Genomic DNA, 18493 nt, shown 5'->3' with positions numbered 1-18493 from the left:
CCCCGGAGCAGCTGGCGCCCGTCTCGCGCGCGCTGGCGGTGGAGCCCCTGCGGGTGGAGGCGTTCGCGCGCGCGGCCCGCGCCTCCGCCCCGGAGACGATCGAGCCGCGGGTGCTGGACCCGCGCCGCTGGTGACGGGCCTCGCGGCGCCCTGAACGGAAGACGAGCAGAACGGAATGCCCAGAACGGTCGCTGTGATCCAGGCGCGCACCTCGTCGTCGCGTCTCCCGGGGAAGGTGCTGGCGCCGGTCGGGGGCGTCACCATGCTGGAGCGGCTCGTCCGACAGCTCCGCGGCGCGCGCACGCTGGACCAGGTGGTGGTCGCCACCTCGGACCACCCGAGCGACGACGCTCTGGCGGCGCACCTGCAGGCGGCGGGCGTCCCGGTGCATCGCGGCGACCTGGACGACGTGCTCGCCCGCTTTGCGGGAGCCGCCGCGAGCCAGGATGCCGAGGTGGTGGTGCGCCTCACCGGCGACTGCCCCCTGCACACGCCGGACACGGTGGACGATGTGGTGGAGGCGTTCCACGCGTCGGGCGCGGACTACGCGTCCAACCTGGAGCCCTACACCCGCCCCGACGGGCTGGACGTCGAGGTGTTCACCCGCGAGTCGCTGGAGCGCGCCCTGCGGGAGGCCGAGCCCGGGCCGGACCGGGAGCACGTCACTCCCTGGCTGCGCCGCTCCGACCATGTCCGCAGGCACTTCCACCTGCACGGCGACGGGCTGGGGGGCGAGGGAATGCGCTGGACCGTGGACGAGCCGGCCGACCTGGAGTACGTGCGCCGGGTGTGGGCCAGACTGGACGAATCCGGGGCCCAGCCCCACAGCTACGAGATGATCATGAAGGCTGCGCTGGAGGTCGGTGCGCGTGAGGACGCGGACATCCCCAACCGCGGGTACTACAAGTCGCTCTTCGAGGCGGCGCCCGCCGACGCGGCGCCCGCGCTCCGGCTGGGGCGCAGCGAGGAGCTGCTGCGCCGCAGCGCGCAGGTCATTCCCGGTGGGGCGCAGACCTACTCCAAGAGCTGGCGGCAGCACGTCCGCGGCGTTTCCCCGGTGTTCCTGGAGCGGGGGAAGGGTGCGCGGGTGTGGGACGTGGACGGCAACGAGTACGTGGACCTGATCCAGGGGCTCCTTCCGAACATCCTGGGGTACGCGCACCCGGAGGTGGATCGAGCGGCGTACGAGCAGGCGCAGCGCGGCCACTCCTTCTCCCTGGCCCACCCGCTGGAGGTCGAGCTCGCGGAGCGGCTGGTCCGCATCATCCCTTGCGCGGAGATGGTGCGCTTCGGCAAGAACGGCTCGGACGCCACGGCCGGCGCCGTGCGGGCGGCGCGCGCCTTCACCGGGCGCGAGCGGGTGGCTACCTGCGGCTACCACGGCTGGCAGGACTGGTTCATCGGCACCACGTCCCGCACGGCGGGGGTCCCGGCCGCGGTGCGGGAGCTGGCGCACCCGTTCGCCTACAACGACGTGGAGGCGCTGGACCGGGTCCTCTCGGCGCACCCCGGCGAGTTCGCCGCGGTGATCATGGAGCCGTTCAACTTCTACGAGCCGGCGCCGGGGTACCTGGAGGGGGTCAAGGAGCTGGCCCGCAGGCACGGCGCCCTGCTGATCTTCGACGAGATCTGCACCGGCTTCCACATGGGGCTGGGTGGGGCGCAGACGATGTTCGGGGTCACCCCCGACCTCGCCACCTTCGGCAAGGCGATGGGGAACGGGTACCCCATCTCCTGCATCGCGGGCCGGCGCGACGTGATGGCCGTGTTCGACGAGGTGTTCGTCTCCTTCACCTTCGCGGGCGACGCCGCCTCCATGGCCGCCGCGGTGGCGGTGCTCGACCAGCTGGAGCACACCGACGCGCTGGACCGGCTGCAGGCCGCCGGCCGCAGGCTGGCCGACGGGATGCACGCGCTGGCCGCGGAGGCCGGCCTGGCGGAGCGCTTCCGCACGCACGGGCACCCGGCCTGGACGCTCTTCCGCTTCCTGGACGAGAACGGCGTGGACGACCCGGTCCTGAAGACGCTATGGTCGCAGGAGGTGGTCCGGCGGGGCGTGCTGGTGCTGGCGACGCACAACGTCTGCGCCGCGCTGGACTACGCGGCGGTGGAGCACGTGCTCCGCGCCTACGCCGCGGCGTTCCGCCGCGTGGGCTCGCTGGTGGCGCAGGGCGCCGATCTGTCCATGCACCTGGACGGGCCGGTCCCGGCGCCGGCGTTCCGCGCGCGCGGGTGAGCGCGGAGCGACATTCCGTCCGGGCGGCATCTCTCAAGGAGTGTGTGACGTGTACAAGGGGACCGAAGCGGAGAACGGCGGGGCGACTGCGGGGTTTGCCGAGCGCAGGCTCCCGCTCCCGGTGCTGCGGCTGGTGCGCTGCACCCGCTGCGGCCTGCCCGAGACGTACGAGACCATCGAGTTCGACTCGGCCGGCGTCTGCAACATCTGCCGGCAGAAGGAATACAAGGATGCCCGGATCGACTGGGCCGACCGCAGGCGCCAGCTCGACGCGCTGATCGCCGAGTACCGCGGCAGGCACGAGTACGACTGCATCGTCCCCTTCTCGGGCGGGAAAGACTCCACCTACACCCTGTACTACCTGGTCAAGGAGTACGGGATCAAGCCTCTGGTGGTGCAGTTCAACCACGGCTTCATGCGGCCGGGGCTGCGAGAGAACAACGAGCGCACCTTCCGCGAGCTGGGCGTGGACGTGATCTCCTTCACCCCCAACTGGAAGGTGGTGAAGCGGGTGATGCTGGAGGCGCTGATCCGCAAGGGGGACTTCTGCTGGCACTGCCACACGGGGATCTTCTCCTATCCCATGCACGTGGCCCTGAAGTACAACACCCCGCTCATCTTCTGGGGCGAGCCATCGTCGGAGTACACCGCGTACTACGACTACAAGGACGACCAGATCGAGGAGGTGGACGAGACCCGCTTTAACCGGTTCGTCAACCTGGGGATCACCGCCGAGGACATGGCCGGGATGATCTCCGGCGACTTCGCGCTGGACCCGCGCGACCTCACCCCGTTCACCTACCCGTCCGTCCGCGACCTGCGGCGGCTCCGCTACCGCTCCGTCTGCCTGGGCTCGTTCATCCCCTGGGACGTGAAGCAGAACGTGGAGCTGATCCGGCGCGAGCTTGGGTGGCAGGGCGACCGCGTGGAGAACATGCCCTTCGATCGGTACCCGTACGAGAAGATCGAGTGCTGGATGCAGGGGGTGCGCGACTACATCAAGTACCTCAAGCGCGGCTACAGCCGGGTCACGCAGATGACGGCGCTCGACCTCCGGAACGGGCGCATCTCCAAGGACGAGGCGGAGCGGCTGATCGCCGAGCACGAGGGGAAGCGGCCCCCGTCGCTCGACCTCTTCCTGGAGTACGTGGGGCTCACCGAGGACGAGTTCAACGCCATCGTGCTCAAGACGGTGGTGCCGCCCTTCGAGCCGGACTTCGCGTCCATGGAGCCGGGCGAGAAGCTCCCGGACTTCGACGCCTGGTACCGGGAGAGATGACGGCGCCGCGGATCGGGATCCTCAACCTGGAGATGGGCAACCTGCGCTCCGTCTCCAACGCGGTGTACAGCCTGGGCTGGGACCCCGAGCTGGTCGATTCGCCGGATGCCCTGGACGACCTGACGCACCTGGTGATCCCCGGCGTGGGGGCGTTCCACACCGCCATGCGGCGGATGGAGGAGAGGGGGCTGCGGGACGCGGTGCCGGCCTACGCGGCCACGGGCCGGCCCCTGCTCGGCCTCTGCCTGGGGATGCAGCTCCTGGCGTCCAGCGGCGAGGAGGGCGACCCGACCCCGGGTCTGGACCTGGTCCCCGGCCACGTGGAGCGGCTGCGCCCGGACCTGGTCCCGGCCATCCCGCACGTGGGGTGGAACTCCATGGAGCTGCAGCGGGAGCATCCCGTCGTCCGCGGCATCCGCGACGGGGTGGACTTCTACTTCGTGCACTCGTACCGCTTCGCGGCGGACTCGGCGGACGACGTGGTGGGGAGCACCGAGTACGGCCAGGTGTTCGCCTCCGGGGTGGGACGCGGCAACGTGGTGGGCTTCCAGTTCCACCCGGAGAAGAGCCAGGCCAACGGTCTGAAGCTGATCGACAACTTCTGCGCCTGGGACGGCCGGTGCTGAAGCGGCGGATCATCCCCATCCAGCTCCTGGTGGGCGGGCGCCTGGTGAAGACGGTGCGGTTCGGCGCGTACCGCGACGTGGGCGACCCGGTCGCCTCGTCGAAAGTGTACAACGCGCAGAACGCGGATGAGCTGGTCTTCCTCAACATCGACCGGGAGGACCGCTCCGTCGCGCCCATGCTGCGCCTCCTGGAGCGGGTCTCCGAGGAGGTGTTCATGCCGCTGGCCCTGGGCGGGGGGATCCGCTCCGTGGACGACGCCTCGCGGCTGATCCGCGCGGGGGCCGACAAGGTTGTGGTGAACTCCGCCGTCTACCGCGACCCGGACGTGCTGCGGGGTATCGCGGACCGGTTCGGCGCGCAGGCGGTGGTGGTCGGGATCGACGTGCGCCGGAACGCGGAGAGCGGCAGGTACGTGCCGTACTCCGACTGCGGCCGGCGCCGCGAGGAGGTGGGGCTGGACGAGCACGTGGAGCGCGTGGTGGAGCACGGGGCGGGGGAGATCCTGGTCAACTCCATCGACCGCGACGGGACGATGGAGGGATACGACCTGGAGCTCATCCGCCGGGTGGTGGAGCGCTCGCCGGCCCCGGTGATCGGGTGCGGCGGGGCGGGGCACTACAATCACCTGAAGGAGGGGTTCCTGGAGGCCGGGGCGAGCGCCCTCGCCTGCGGGAGCCTGTTCAACTTCGGGGACAACAACCCGATCCGCGCCAAGGCGTTCCTGACCAACTACGGAATCCCCTTCAAGGTGGTCTAGCCCGATGAAGAGCCGCTTCGTCACCGGCGAGCGCGTCTACCTGCGCGAGGTGCGTCCCTCCGACGTGGGCGAGGCGTACTACGCCTGGATGAACGACCCCGAGGTCACGCGGTACCTGGAGAGCCGCTTCTACCCGCAGTCGCTGGAGGGGCTGCGCGAGTTCGTGGCGGGGAAGCTGGCAGACCGCGCCAACGTGTTCCTGGCCATCGTCCTGCACGACGGCGACCGGCACGTCGGCAACATCAAGCTGGGCCCGATCGACTGGATCCACCGGACCGGGGACGTCGGCCTGCTGATCGGGGAGAAGGACTGCTGGGGGAAGGGGTACGCCACCGAGGCGATTTCGCTGGTGACGGCGTACGCGTTCGGCACGCTGAACCTGCACAAGGTCACGGCCTCGTGCTACGGCGGCAATGCCGGCTCGGCGCGCGCGTTCCAGCGGGCGGGATTCGAGGTGGAGGGGGTCCGTCGCGAGCAGTTCTACTCGGACGGCGAATACGTGGACCAGATCCTCCTGGGGCGGGTGCGCCCGGGGAGCGAGGGGAGCTGACATGCCGGAGCTGGCGATCCTGGGCGGCGAGCCCATCCTCCCGCACCCTCTGCGGCCCTACCGCACCATGGGCGCGGCGGAGGCGGAGGCGGTGAGGCGCGTGGTGGAGTCCGACTGCCTCTCGGGGTTCTACGGGAGCCCCGGGGAGCAGTTCCTTGGCGGCCCGCGCGTGAAGGAGTTCGAGCGGGCCTGGAGCGAGCGCTTCGGGGTGCGGCACACCGTGTCGGTGAACTCGGCCACCTCGGGCCTGTGCGCAGCCATGGGCGCCATCGGGATCCGCCCGGGCGACGAGGTGATCGTCCCGCCGCTCACCATGTCGGCCACGGCCATGGCACCGCTGGTCTACGGCGGGGTCCCCGTCTTCGCGGACGTGGAGCCGGAGACCTTCTGCCTGGACGTGGACGCCGTGCGCCGGGCCATCACGCCGCGCACCCGTGCCATCCTGGCCGTCAACCTGTTCGGCCACCCCGCGCCGCTGGCCCGCCTCCGGGCGCTGGCGGACGAGCACGGCATCCGGCTGGTGGAGGACAACGCGCAGGGGCCGCTCGCGGCCGAGGACGGCCGCCCTGCGGGGACCGTGGGCGACGTCGGCGTGTTCAGCCTCAACTACCACAAGCACATCCACACCGGCGAGGGCGGGATGTGCGTGACGGACGACGACGACCTCGCGCTGCGGATGCAGATGATCCGCAACCACGCGGAGAACGTGGTGGAGGCGTACGGGGTCGAGGACATCACCAACCTGCTCGGCTTCAACTACCGGCTGACCGAGCTGAGCGCCGCGGTGGGGCTGGAGCAGCTCCGCCGCATCGAGGAGCACGTCGGCCCGCGCGTTCGCCTGGCCGAGACGCTCACGGCGATGACGGAGGGCCTGGAGGGGCTCATCCCCCCGCGGGTCCGCACGGGGTGCGATCACGCGTACTACGTCTGGGCCCTGCGCCTGGACGAGGAGGCGGCCGGAGTCCCGCGCGAGGCCTTCAGCCGGGCGCTGGCGGCGGAGGGGTTCCCCCACGGGGTGGGGTACGTGCGGCCGCTGTACCTCCTACCGCTCTTCCAGCGGCGCGCGGAGGACTCGGGGGTCTTCGGGCGAGTGCTCGCCGGCGGCACCTACCCCGAGGGGCTCTGCCCCGTGGCCGAGCGATTGCACCGGCGGGAGCTGCTCATGTTCGAGACCTGCGCCTACGACGTGGACGCGTCCACCGCGGAGCGGCTCGGCGAGGCGATCCGCAAGGTGCACGCGAACCGGGAGGCGCTCGCCGGGCTCGCGCCGGCGGGAGCCTGAGCGCATGCCGCGGGTCGTGGCCTCCATCGAGGCGCGGATGGGCTCGTCCCGGCTCCCGGGGAAGGTGCTGATGGACGTGGGCGGCGTCCCGGCTCTGGGACGCCTGGCACGGCGGCTGCGCCGGAGCGAGATGCTGGACGACGTGGTCCTGGCCACCTCCACCTCCCCCGCCGACGACGAGCTGGAGGCGTGGGCTCGCGCCGAGGGGATCGCGGTGCACCGTGGCAGCGAGGACGACGTGCTCCTCCGGGTGGTGGAGGCGCAGCGGAAGATGAGCTCGGAGGTCGTGGTGGAGGTGACGGGCGACTGCACCCTGCTGGACCCCGAGCTGGTGGACATGGGGGTGCGCACCTTCCTGGGCAACGAGTGCGACGTCGTGCACAACGTGCGCGACCTCTCGTTTCCGATGGGGATGGACGTGCAGGTGTTCCGCCTGCGCGACCTGGAGGAGGTGGAGCGCACGGTGGACGACCCGGCGGTGCGGGAGCACGTCTCGCTGTACTTTTACGAGCACCCGGAGCGCTACCGCGCGTTTCAGCTCTTCGCCCCGCGGCGCTGGCACGCGCCCGGCTACCGCTTCCAGCTGGACTATCCCGAGGACCTCCGCTTCATCCGCGAGGTCTACGCGCGCCTGGAGCCGGAGCACGGCGACGCCTTCGGGATCGAGGAGATCATGGCGCTGCTGCGCGCCGAGCCTTGGCTGGTGGAGATCAACCGCCACTGCGAGGAAAAGTCGGTCCGGTAGGGGCGCCGCCGCGGGCGCGGACGGCTCGTGTCAGACTCAGGCCGGCCCGGGAGTACGGGGCCGGCACCCCCCCCGACAGACGACCCGCTCCGGCCGTTCCGGAGCGCCCACGCGGACACTTCTACCTACAGGACACGATGAACGCCACCTCCAGCTCGCAGCTCGCCCCCGGCAGGTTCTCACCGGAGCGGATCCGCAGGGGGATCTCCAACCGCGTCACCACGTACCTGGGCGGCGTCCAGGCGATCGTGCCACGGCTCATCTACGGGAACGCCGCGGGCTTCCGCAACAACCGGGAGCCCATGCGCGAGCTGCGCGCCTTCCGGGCCGAGTTCGCTCGCCACGGCAACGCGGTCCCCGGCGAGCCGTACGCCTCGTCCGCCCGGTTCCTGCGGGAGAGCGGCTACCTGCTGATCGAGCGCCGCTACCAGGGTCCGCACTTCGACACGATGCGCGCCCGCTACGCCGAGCTCATGGAGGACCCGGAGCGCTCCGCCTCCACCTCCACCGGGGCCACCCGGTTCATCCTGGACCCCGTGGCCGGGATCCCGGAGCTCCGGCACCTGCTCACGGAGGAGCTGGAGCAGACGCTGCTCGCGTACTACGGCACGTACTTCCGGATCGAGGGGGTGCGCGCTTGGCGGAACCACCACGTGCCGAACGTGTCCGTCACCGACGACGTCTTCTCCAACACCTTCCACTGCGACGCCTTCCCGGTGACGGGGCTGCGGCTCTTCGTGTACTTCAACGACGGGGTGAACCGCGACACGGGCGCCTTCCGCTTCCATGACAAGGCGAGCACCCGGGAGATCGTCCGCTCCCCCGGGTACTTCCGGCGCAACATGCTGAGCCGGTCGATCAAGGAGCGGCTCCTCGATCCGCACCGCCTCCGGATCCTGGAGGGCGACGCCGGGGCGAGCATGCTGTGCAACGTGCAGGAGTGCCTGCACGCGGCCGGCGTTCCGCGGCCGGGCTCCCATCGGGACATCGTGCAGCTGCTCATCGCCCCCACGAACGAGCCGTACGCGGAGCGGGGCGAGCTGTTCGACCGGATCCCGGAGGACCGGGAGATCCTTGCCATGAAGGGAGCGTAGGCGTTGGTGTGGGCGACCTGCCTGCGCCGCGGAGGGACGGCGCGATGATGAGGGCCGCGCGACGGCTCGGGAGCTACAAGGTGAACGCGTCCGCAATGGCCGACCTCCGCGCCGACGGTGTCCCGGACGCGGTGCTCTCCCGGCTGGAGGAGCTTGTGGATGTGGAGTTCGGCTCACGCCGAGCGTTCGACTCCGCCCTTCGTGAGCGGCTGGGACCGGAGGCCTTCGCCGCGCACGGCCGGGCCGTCGCGGGGAAGGCCCGGGTGCTCACGCCGCGACGCCTGGTGCGCTACCTGGCCTCCGTGGGCGGCGGGTACGTGCCCGCGTCCCGGCATGTGCCGGCGCTCTGGGACTACCTCCGGCTCCGGCCCGTCCCCTTCGCGCTCTGGTTCCGCACCCGCGCCCGCCTGCTCTACCTGCGGAATCGCCTGGGGGCCGGCTCGGTCGTGCGGGAGCGGACCAACTCGAACGTCTCCGGCTTCCAGCACAACCGCAGCCAGGTGCTGAGCTTCCTGGAGGGGCACCGGAGCCGGACGGAGAGCCTGATCCAGGTCCTGCGGGCCGTGCATGGCTTCCGCCCGGCCGACGCCCGGGTCCTGTGCGTGGGGCCGCGCAACGAGGCGGAGGTGATGCTGTTCTGGCTCTACGGTTTCCGCCCGGAGAACGTGGCGGCCGTGGACCTGTTCAGCTACAGCCCGCGCATCCACCTCATGGACATGAACGACCTGGAGTTCCCGGACGACTCGTTCGACGTGTACTACAGCTCGGCCGTGATCCGCTACAGTCCGGACATCCGCCGCACCTGCGCGGAAGCGGTGCGCGTCACGCGCGACGGCGGCCTGATCGTGATCGGCTCCACCTTCGGGACGCACAGCGGGCTGATCCCGGAGGGCTCGGAGCTGCGCGGCGGGCTGCGGGAGCTGCTGGCGCTGTTCGCCGGACACGTGAGGCACGTCTACTGGCAGGAGGAGGCGCCCTCTGGCCCGGGAGAGATGTACGCCGCCACCATTTTCCGCGTCGTGAAGCCGTGACCGCTGCTCCGCTGCGGACGGTGGTCGTGGGATTGGGGAAGATCGGCCTGGGCTACGCCGACGATCCGGTGATGGCGCGCCACTACCCGTTCGCCACCCACGCCCAGGTGCTGGCCCGCCATCCGGCGTTCGAGTGGGGGGGCGCCGTCGACCTCGCTCCCGAGGCGCGGCGGGCGGCGTGCGAGCGGTGGGGCGTGCCCCTCGTGGCCGCGGAGGTGGGGGAGGTCGCCGACGCGTACCGCCCGGAGGTGGTGGTGCTCGCCACCCCCCCGGAGTCGCGGCTGGAGATCCTGGAGCAGCTGCCGGACGTGCGTGCCGTCCTGGTGGAGAAGCCGCTGGGCCGCACGCTGGAGGAGGGCGAGTCGTTCCTCGCCTGGTGCCGCGCGCGCGGCATCCCGGTCCAGGTGGCGCTCTGGCGCCGCGCTGACGCCGCATTCCGGGAGCTCGCTCTCACCCTCGGAGAGCGGATCGGCGCGGTCCAGGCGGCCTTCGCGCTCTACGGGAACGGCCTCCTCAACAACGGCACGCACGTCGTGGACTTCGTGCGCATGCTGCTGGGCGAGGTGACGGAGGTGCAGGCGGCGGCGGGCGTGGCGCCGTACCGGGAGGGTCCCATCCGGGACGACGTCAACCTCCCCTTCCACCTGGCCCTCGCCTCGGGGGCGGGAGTGTCGGTGCAGCCGCTCCGTTTCGCGCACTTCCGCGAGAACGGGGTGGATATCTGGGGAGAATCGGGTAGATTGTCCGTCCTTCAGGAGGGTCTGAAGATTCGGTGGTACCCTCGGCGGGAGAACCGGGGGATGCAGGGGGAGCGGGAGGTGGACTCGGATTGCCCGGTGGAGGTCCCGTCCACGGTGGGGCACGCCTTTTACGCGCTCTATGACGACCTGGCGGAGGCGCTTCGCCGCGGGACGCCACTGTGCAGCCCCGGGGAGTCGGCGCTGCGGACCGCGCGGGTCGTGCAGGCGGTGCTCGACTCCTCGGCCCGCGGTGGGGCGCCGGTGCGGATCGGCTGATGAACGAGGTGCTGGTGTACGTCGAGGACCCTGGAGCGGCGAACTACGCGGCCGACCTCCCGGCCGCGCTCGCGGCTGCCGGGGTCGGCGCGCGGCTGCTGGTGCGGGGGACTGCGGATGGGTACCTCCGCGAGCGGGGGGTTCCGGCGGAGCCGGTCCCCGCGGACGTGGAGGCGGATGCGCTGCTCGGTCGCACCCGGCCCCGGCTGGTGGTGGTCGGCACCTCGGAGGACGCGGACACACTGGGCCTCGCGCTGGTGGACGCCGCGCGCGCCCGCGGCATCCCCACGCTGGGGCTGGTGGACGCCTTCTCCAACGCCGAGCACCGCTTCCGCGGGCGCGCGGAGCACCCGCTCGCCCACGCGCCCGACTGGCTGGCCGTCCCGGACGAGTGGACGCGCGGGGCGTTCGTGGAGCTGGGCGCCGACCCCGCGCGGACGGTGGTGTGCGGGCACCCCCAGTACGACTGGGTACGCGCGCTCGCCGCCGAGCTCGCACGCGAGGGGCGCCAGGCCGTGCGGGCGCGGGTCCTCCCCGAGGCGGCGGAGCGTCCGGTGGTGGTGTTCGTGGCGGAGGTCTCCACCGGGCTTGACCCGGCGCAGTACCGGAAGTCCGCGGCGTACACGCTCCAGGGGCGCGGCGCGAGCACCGGCAGGACGCGGGTCGTGCTGGAGGAGCTGCTGGACTCGGCCGCCGAGCTGCGGCCGCGGCCGTACGTGGTGCTCCGGCTGCACCCCAAGAACACGCCGCAGGAGTTCGCCGCATACGCCGCCGAGGTCGACCGCGTGAGCGCCGGCGGGTCGCCGCTGGAGCTGGCCTACGCCGCCGACCTGGTGGTGGGGATGACGAGCATGCTCCTGCTGGAAGCGGAGATCCTGGGAGTGCCCACCCTGTCGGTCGTCCCGCGGGAGGTGGAGCGGGAGTGGCTCCCCAGCGTGCGCTACGGAGGCACCCCCTGCGTGGGCTCGCGGGAAGAGCTGCGCCGGGCCCTGCCCCGGCTGCTGTCCGCGGGCGGGGCGTCCGCGGGGGGCGGCGGGGCTGCGCCGGGCGGCTCGCTGGAGCGCGTCCGGCGGCTCGTCATGGACCGGCTGCGGGAGACCCGCGGAGGGAGCAGATGATCGAGACCCCCCGGCTCCGGATCGAGCCCTTCACGGACGAGCACCTGACGGAGCGCTACGTGGGCTGGCTGAACGACCCGGAGGTGGTGCGGTACAGTGATCAGCGGCAGCGCGCGCACACCCTGGAATCGTGCCGGGCGTACATGGAGTCGTTCCGCGGGACGCCGCACCACTTCTGGGCCATCGTGGCGCGCGACCCCGCGCTCGGCCACATCGGCAACGTGAACGCGTACGTCGCCGAGGAGCACCGGGTGGCGGACGTGGGGATCCTGGTGGGGGAGCGGGGCGCCTGGGGGGCGGGGTTCGGGACGGAGGCGTGGATCGCCGTCTGCGACCACCTCCTACGCGCCGGGGGGATGCGCAAGGTCACCGCTGGCACCCTGGAGGTGAACCGCCCCATGCTGGTGGTCATGCAGCGCGCCGGGATGGTGCCCGACGGACGCCGCGTGCGGCAGAGCCTGTTCGAGGGGCGTGAGGTGGACGTGGTCCACGCCGCCCTTTTCGCGGATGAATGGAAGCCGGTGGAGCCCGGGGCGTGGCCCCGCGCCCGGCCCGATGCGATATAGACGTTGCCAAAGAGCCAGAGCACGGAATCACCCCGCGGTGGGAAGCGCAGCCTGGTCGTGGTGTCGGTGCCGTTCACCCGGACCACGCGCGTGCTGCTCTCCTCCGCTGTATTCGAGCGCCTGCGCAGGGAGCACGACGTCCTGGTCGTGAGCCCTTCCGCGGGCGACGACACGTTCCAGCGGGAGTTCGGCGGGCCCAACACGCGGTTCTACCGCTTCCGGGGCGAGAGAGTCTACCGTCGGCGGGTCCCGGCGGCGCTCTACGGGGCGTCCGAGCTGCTGCGCTTCCAGGGGTTCTACTTCCGCTTCCGCAACGCGGGGCTGGAGTACTATTGGAGGGGGCGCGACACGGTCTTCGGCAGGGGCGACGGCGACCGCCAGCGGGGGCTCGGCGCCCGGACGGCGATGACGCTCCTGGGCTACCTGGGGTACTTCCGGCACGCCTGGCGGTTCGCCGACCGGCTGGCCGCCCCGCTGGTGCACGACGCGGAGGAGATCGGCCGCATCGCGGCCGGCTACGACTCGGTGGCGGTCGTTCAGGTGGCGTCGTTCGGGGAGCAGGAGCGCTTCCTCTCGTACTGCGCCCGGAAGTTCGGCTTTCGCACCCTGCTCCTCCCGTACACCACCGACCAGCTCACCATCAACGGCTATCTGCTCTCCCGGTTCGACCGGATCCTGGCGCAGGGGCCGTGGGAGACGCGGTGCGCCACGGAGCTGCACGGGGTCCCCCCGGAGCGGGTCCACCCGCTGGGGTCGCTCTGGTTCCGGAACATCGACCGCATCCGGGCCGCGCTGGAGGAGAGCGGGGCCGGCGCGCGCCGTGCCCCCGGATCGCCGCGGGTGATCATGTACGCGGGGCACAGCTCGCTCTACTTCCCGCGCGAGAGCGAGTTCGCCGCGGTGGACGCCGTGCTCGACGCGATCCGCGCGGGGACCTTCGGCCCCGCGCGGCTGATCTACCGTCCCATCACCGAGGGGGACGAGGAGCACCGTGCCCTGCTCGACCGGTACGGCGCCGACCCGCTGGTGGAGATCCAGTTCCCCCAGGCCGCCTGCATCGGCATCGCCGGGCACACGCGCGGCGAGGTCGCGGCCGAGCTGGCCGAGTACGTGGGGCAGCTCCTCTCGGTGGACGTGCTGGTGATGTCGTACCTCACCTCCATGTGCCTGGACGCGTACTACCTGGGCCGGGGCGTGGTTTCGAACTGCGCGGACGACACCGGCACCCTGGTCCGGCGCAGGGCGGACGTGTTCCTGGACGCGGACATCAACCGCGTGAGGAGGTCGGGGATGCCCATCGCGTATTCGCTCCCCGACCTGGTCCGCAGGGTCGGCGAGGTGCTCGAGGACCTGGAGGGGGCCCGCGAGGCCGGGCGCCGCCTGGTCGCCGAATGGGACTATCCGCGGGACGACTACGTGGAGGATTTCATGCGCGTGCTGAACACGTGCCTTTGACCATCCTGGGCATAGCGAGAGCATGATGCGATTCCTGCGGGACTACGTGATTCCCCCCGGCATCCTCCACCTCGCGTACCGCTTCCAGGACGCCCGGGAGGCGGCGCGCTACTCCAGCACTACCGACGACTACGACGCGGCGCGCTACTGGCAGTCGCACTACCGCTCGTCCGGCGCGGAGCGACTGTTCAGCTCCGCCAACCAGGGGCTGGACGACGAGGAGAACCGCCGGCAGTACGAGAGCGCTCGGCGGATCTTCGAGAGCATGGTCGCGGACTTCCGGCTCCCGGAGGAGCCCAGGGTGCTGGAAATCGGGTTCGGCACCGGGTACTACACGGAGATCGTCCACCGGCTGGGGTTCCGCGACTACCTGGGCGTGGACATCACCGACGAGACCGTGCCGGGGATCCTGCGGCGGCTGGAGGGCTTCGGCGGGAAGCTGGTCCGGCGCGACGCCGGGCAGGAGCGGATCGAGCGGCCGGGGTGCGACCTGGCCTACATGATCGACGTCTCCCAGCGCATCGTGAACGACGACAAGCTCGTCTTCTGCCTGCGGGAGAACGTCGTCCCCAACCTGAAGCCCGGGGGCTTCTTCATCGTCACCGACGAGCTTTCCCGGCGCTCCAAGCTCTTCTTCGAGAAGACGCGCACGCTGGAGTTCTACCGGGACGCCATGGCGGGGTGTGAGCTGTTCCACGAGCCCATGGCGTTCCGCGACAAGTACGTGTTCTCATTTCGCCGGGCGGGCGGGTGACCGGAGCGCGGAAGCGGGGATGAGCCTCGCGAAGAAGTCCTTCGCCCTGCTCCGGCAGGACGCCTTCCTCTTCGTCGCCAACCTGGCGACGGGGGTGATCGTCGCGCGCCAGCTGGGGCCCACCAGCTACGGCCTGTGGGCGATCCTGCAGCTGATCCCCACCTACGCCGAGGCCTTCGTGCGGCTGAAGGTGGACGCGGCGGGGGTGTACCTGATCGGCTCGGGGCGGTACGGCGTCGGGCCGGTGCGGACGATGCTGAACCGGATCGCGCTGGGCTCCGGCTTGGGCGTGGTCGCGCTGGTCGCTGCGGCGCTGGGGCCGCTCTCGGACTGGCTCTTCGGGGCGGCCGCGGGGGACGTGCGCCCCGCGATCCTGGTGGTGGCGCTCCAGGTGCCGTTTCAGTTCCTGTTGCTGAACTACACCAAGCTCCTCCTCCTCCGCGAGGACGTGCGGGCGTACAACCAGGCGGTGCTGCTGCGGACGCTCTCCTTCGCCGTGCTCAGCGTGACCCTCCTCTTCGGCGCGCGGCTCGGGCTGCTCGGGGTGGTGTTCGCCGGGACGGCATCCACCGCGCTCGCCTGCCTCTTCGCCATGCGGGCGCTGGGAGCGGGCCCGGCGGGCGGGGAGCGCTCCGCGCCGGGGCTGGGGAGGGCGCTGGTGGAGCAGGCGCTTCCGCTCTACGGCGCGGGCATCGTGGGCCACCTGCACACGTACTCCTCCAGCACGGTGGTGGCGCTGTACCTCTCGCCGGCGAACGTCGGCTTCCTGGCGATGGCGCAGAACCTGGGACGGCTTCTGGAGCGGATCACGGAGGCGCTGAACCTTCTCCTCTTCCCTCGCATCGCAGGGATGGAGGAGGGCGCGAGCCTGGCCGAGCTGGTCGTGCGGGCGTACCGGGTGATGCTGGTGGCGACGCTCGTGGCCGGGACAGGAATGGCCGTGGCGGTGCGCCCGCTCGTGGAGCTGGTGTACGGCCGCGACTTCCTCCCGGCGGTCGTCCCACTCTGGATCATCCTCCCCGGGGTGGTGGCGTTCAGCGCCTCAACGGTGTTCACGCAGTACCTGGTCGGAATCGGCAAGGCCGGGCTGGCGCTGCGGATCTCGATCGTCCCACTGGTGGTGCAGGTGGCCCTCGCCCTCCTCCTCGTCCCGAGGTTCGGGCTGGCCGGCGCCGCCTGCGCGCTCTCGGTGGCGTCCGTGCTGGTCGCCGTGCTGCAGCTGGCCGTCTTCGTGCACGTGGCCCGTCCGCACGTGCGCGCGTCCGACCTGCTGGTGCGCGCCGAGGACGTGCGGACCGTCCTGCACTTCGCCTTCGGGCAGCTTGCCGGGATCCGCGGCCGCGTGCGCTCGCGGCGGGGCGCGGCGGCTCCCCCGCTCGGACCGGACCTCGACCGCTAGAAGGACAGCTCGCTGCACCCGGAAGCTGGGACCCCGGCGTCCGCCGGGATCGTCCCCGCTGCCGCTCTTCCGCACCACCCGAAAATGGCGTCCAGCGCCGACGCGAAGGTCCCGGCCAACCGTCCCTGCTGCATCTGCGGCGGAACGGAGAGCCGGCTGGTACACGAGAAGGAATACCCGCTGTACGACTATCCCGGAGCGTTCGCCCTCCGGCTGTGCGACGGCTGCGGCCTGCTCTTCAACTCCCCCCGCCTGGCGGACGAGGGAATCGCGCGGCTTTACGGGGCCAACTACTATTTCTTCCGCCAGCGCCCGGCCAGGGAGTTCCTGCGCATCCGCGAGATGTGGGAGCGCACCGTGGCCGTGGCCGAGGGGATGGTGCCCCGGCGTGAGGTCCTGGAGATCGGGAGCGCCAAGGGCTTCCTCCTGGCCGTAATGCAGGGCGCCGGCTGGGCGGTGCAGGGGGTGGAGCTCTCCCCCTTCGCTGCGGACTTCGCGCGGGACCGGCTGGGCGTTCCCACCTTCACCGGACGAGTGGAGGAGTTCGTGGAGGCCGGGGGGCGGAGCTACCCGCTCGTGCTGGCGATCGACGTCATCGAGCACGTCCTGGATCCGCGGCTCTTCGTGGCCTCGCTGGCCCGGCTGGTGGAGACCGGCGGCGTGGTGCTGATTGACACGCCCAACGGCGCGGCGGCCAACATCGAGCGGCAGGGGGAGCGCTGGAAGGGGTTCAACCCCTTCCATGTCTTTCTCTTCTCGGTGGAGAACCTGTCGCGGCTGCTGGGCGAGCACGGCTTCACGGTGGAGACGAGCTTCTCATACGGCAACGCGCCCGCCGGCCCTGGGGAACCGCCGGAGCCCACGTCCGGGGCGAGGCGGCTGGCGCGGGCCGTCCTGGAGGGGGCAGGGGTCCTGGGGCTGCTCCGCCGCGGGCGGGACACGGTGGTGGACGCCGTGGACCATGCCCGCCTGCCGCGCCTGGTAAGGGAGAGCGTGGAGGCGGTCCGGCCGTCGCGCGGCTACGCGGCCTCGGAGGACAGTCGGCTGCCGCTCGCCGAGGGGCAACGCGGTGACAACATCGTCGTGATCGCGCGCAGGAGGTAGGCGGGCTGCGCGCCGGGAAGGTCCGTCCCCCTCCCGGGTGACGGAACGCCGGCCGGGTGCGTCTATGTAGTCGCCGCGTCGTGCGCCGCGGGGCTGCTCCACCACGGAATCAGAAACAGTGCCGGAGACATGCGGGACGGTACCAGAGGGCTGAGCGTGCGGTTCGGCGCGGAGTGGTCCGAATGATGGAGAGAGCAGGTCGTCGGTGGACCTCCCGGCCGGCTGCGTCGCGGGTGGTCCGGCGGCGTTCCCCGGGCGGTCGCGGGACGGTCGGCGCGGGAACGGCGGGGCCGCTCCCGCACCGCCGGGCGTGGTGTACCGTCCGGCCCTGGTTCGTGGCGGTCTGGGCGGCGTTCAGCGCGCTGTTGACCGTGTACCTCGCCGGCGCCCCGGTGGAGGTGGAGGACTCCTCGCCGGTGTTCGCGGCGAAGGTGCTGGCCAAGCGCGCGGTCGCGGAGCTGATCGTCGCGGCGTACGCGCTGGGCCCGCAGTCCGTGCCGATGCCGACGCCGGAGGCACCGGTGCCGCCGCCTCCCGCCGCCGAGCTTCCCTCGGTCCCGGCACTCGCCGCCTTCGCGGAGCGGACACCTGCGCGGGACCTGGACCTGGCGCGGGCGCTGGCGGACTGGCTGGCCCGGAGCGCCACCTTCGGCCCGCCGCACGAGGACTACTTCGCGCTACCGACCGCGGAGGTCCTGCAGCGCGCCCTCGACGGCGAGCCCTTCCTCTGCGACGACCTCGCCCGGCTCTACGCGCGCCTGGCGCCGAGACTCGGGTTGGACGTGCGCCTGGTGTACCTGTGGGCGGCCGAGGAGGCCAACCACGTGGTCGTGGAGGTATACTCGCGCGATTTGCGGAAGTGGGCGGTGCTGGATGTCATCGAGAACCGGATGCTCGTGGGAGAGGCGGGGGTCCCGCTGAGCGCGGTGGAGGCGCACCGGTACGTCGCGAGCGGGCGGGCCGACGCCATACGCGCGGTGCCGAACGGGAGCGGAGAGTACCCGGCGCGCGCGTTCGAGCTCGCGGCGTACCTGCGGAAGTTCGACAGCATGGCCTTCCTCCTCCGCTCGGACTTCAAGCGGGTGCACCGGCTCCCCCGGCACCACCCCGCCAACCTCCTTTCACAGAACCTGGCGCTTTACGATGGAAGCCGGGGCTGGCTTCCCCGGGCGTACTACCGCCTGCGGATCAGCGCGGAGCAGCTCGCCGCATCCCCGGGCGGAGCCGCGTCCGCCGGGCCGGGCACGCTCCGCTGAGCCGCGTCCGGGCGCCCGCCGAGGGTTGTTCGGCATCGCGGAAAGGTGCTATCATTCACGGTTTGGGACCTACGCGCGCGGGCCGGCGAGCCGCCGGGGCGGCGCGTCCCCGAGCGCCAGGGCTGCACGCAGAGTACAGGGTGGGAGTGGGAAAGCAGACATCAGACGGACGGGTGGTGCTCGCGGATCCGCGGGCCGGGGAGGAGCGCTGTCCGGCGCTGGAC

General features: G+C 71.7%; 17 protein-coding genes. All 17 read left to right on the top strand.

Annotation, left to right across the window (positions count from 1 at the left end):
* Window positions 1–175: 175 nt before the first annotated feature.
* The 17 genes from VGR37_01050 (at window position 176) to VGR37_00970 (ending at window position 18269) form a co-directional block, all read left to right on the top strand.
* Window positions 176–2236, top strand: coding sequence for an aminotransferase class III-fold pyridoxal phosphate-dependent enzyme (locus VGR37_01050; GenBank protein ID HEV2145982.1), 2061 nt, complete (start codon window positions 176–178; stop codon window positions 2234–2236).
* 49 nt (window positions 2237–2285) lie between these two features.
* On the top strand, window positions 2286–3515 hold the full coding sequence (locus VGR37_01045) for an N-acetyl sugar amidotransferase (protein HEV2145981.1): 1230 nt from the start codon (window positions 2286–2288) through the stop codon (window positions 3513–3515).
* Window positions 3512–4141: an imidazole glycerol phosphate synthase subunit HisH gene (hisH, locus tag VGR37_01040; protein HEV2145980.1), complete on the top strand. Its 630-nt coding sequence runs from the start codon at window positions 3512–3514 to the stop codon at window positions 4139–4141. Before VGR37_01045 ends, hisH begins: the two co-directional genes overlap by 4 nt.
* Window positions 4135–4899 carry an imidazole glycerol phosphate synthase cyclase subunit gene (locus VGR37_01035; GenBank protein HEV2145979.1) on the top strand — a complete coding sequence of 255 codons (765 nt, stop codon included), beginning with the start codon at window positions 4135–4137 and terminating at the stop codon, window positions 4897–4899. Before hisH ends, VGR37_01035 begins: the two co-directional genes overlap by 7 nt.
* Before the next feature lie 4 nt (window positions 4900–4903).
* Window positions 4904–5449: a GNAT family protein gene (locus tag VGR37_01030; GenBank protein HEV2145978.1), complete on the top strand. Its 546-nt coding sequence runs from the start codon at window positions 4904–4906 to the stop codon at window positions 5447–5449.
* A gap of 1 nt (window position 5450) precedes the next feature.
* Window positions 5451–6731 (top strand): DegT/DnrJ/EryC1/StrS family aminotransferase, encoded by a 1281-nt coding sequence (locus VGR37_01025; protein HEV2145977.1) that lies wholly within the window; start codon window positions 5451–5453, stop codon window positions 6729–6731.
* Window positions 6732–6735: 4 nt separating this feature from the next.
* A complete protein-coding gene (locus VGR37_01020; GenBank protein ID HEV2145976.1) occupies window positions 6736–7476 on the top strand; it encodes a glycosyltransferase family protein in 741 nt (246 codons plus the stop codon).
* A 137-nt stretch (window positions 7477–7613) separates the two neighbouring features.
* On the top strand, window positions 7614–8570 hold the full coding sequence (locus tag VGR37_01015; GenBank protein HEV2145975.1) for a hypothetical protein: 957 nt from the start codon (window positions 7614–7616) through the stop codon (window positions 8568–8570).
* Window positions 8571–8614: 44 nt separating this feature from the next.
* Entirely contained in the window at window positions 8615–9601 is a 987-nt protein-coding gene (locus tag VGR37_01010; protein HEV2145974.1) for a methyltransferase domain-containing protein, read from the top strand.
* Window positions 9598–10617 carry a Gfo/Idh/MocA family oxidoreductase gene (locus tag VGR37_01005; GenBank protein HEV2145973.1) on the top strand — a complete coding sequence of 340 codons (1020 nt, stop codon included), beginning with the start codon at window positions 9598–9600 and terminating at the stop codon, window positions 10615–10617. The genes VGR37_01010 and VGR37_01005 overlap by 4 nt, the downstream gene beginning before the upstream one ends.
* Window positions 10617–11735, top strand: coding sequence for a hypothetical protein (locus VGR37_01000; protein ID HEV2145972.1), 1119 nt, complete (start codon window positions 10617–10619; stop codon window positions 11733–11735). The genes VGR37_01005 and VGR37_01000 overlap by 1 nt, the downstream gene beginning before the upstream one ends.
* Complete coding sequence (locus VGR37_00995) at window positions 11732–12301, top strand: GNAT family N-acetyltransferase (GenBank protein HEV2145971.1); 570 nt, start codon at window positions 11732–11734, stop codon at window positions 12299–12301. The genes VGR37_01000 and VGR37_00995 overlap by 4 nt, the downstream gene beginning before the upstream one ends.
* A gap of 3 nt (window positions 12302–12304) precedes the next feature.
* Window positions 12305–13756, top strand: a complete 1452-nt coding sequence (locus VGR37_00990; protein HEV2145970.1) for a hypothetical protein — start codon at window positions 12305–12307, stop codon at window positions 13754–13756.
* A gap of 22 nt (window positions 13757–13778) precedes the next feature.
* Entirely contained in the window at window positions 13779–14510 is a 732-nt protein-coding gene (locus VGR37_00985; protein HEV2145969.1) for a class I SAM-dependent methyltransferase, read from the top strand.
* 19 nt (window positions 14511–14529) lie between these two features.
* Window positions 14530–15909, top strand: coding sequence for a polysaccharide biosynthesis C-terminal domain-containing protein (locus VGR37_00980; GenBank protein ID HEV2145968.1), 1380 nt, complete (start codon window positions 14530–14532; stop codon window positions 15907–15909).
* A gap of 84 nt (window positions 15910–15993) precedes the next feature.
* Window positions 15994–17013 (top strand): class I SAM-dependent methyltransferase, encoded by a 1020-nt coding sequence (locus VGR37_00975; protein HEV2145967.1) that lies wholly within the window; start codon window positions 15994–15996, stop codon window positions 17011–17013.
* 335 nt (window positions 17014–17348) lie between these two features.
* On the top strand, window positions 17349–18269 hold the full coding sequence (locus VGR37_00970; protein ID HEV2145966.1) for a transglutaminase domain-containing protein: 921 nt from the start codon (window positions 17349–17351) through the stop codon (window positions 18267–18269).
* The last annotated feature ends 224 nt before the right edge of the window (window positions 18270–18493 follow it).

The organism is Longimicrobiaceae bacterium, assembly GCA_035936415.1.
Lineage (GTDB): Bacteria > Gemmatimonadota > Gemmatimonadetes > Longimicrobiales > Longimicrobiaceae > JAFAYN01.
Note: the sequence above shows the minus strand (reverse complement) of the source record. Positions and strands in the feature narration are given on the sequence as shown.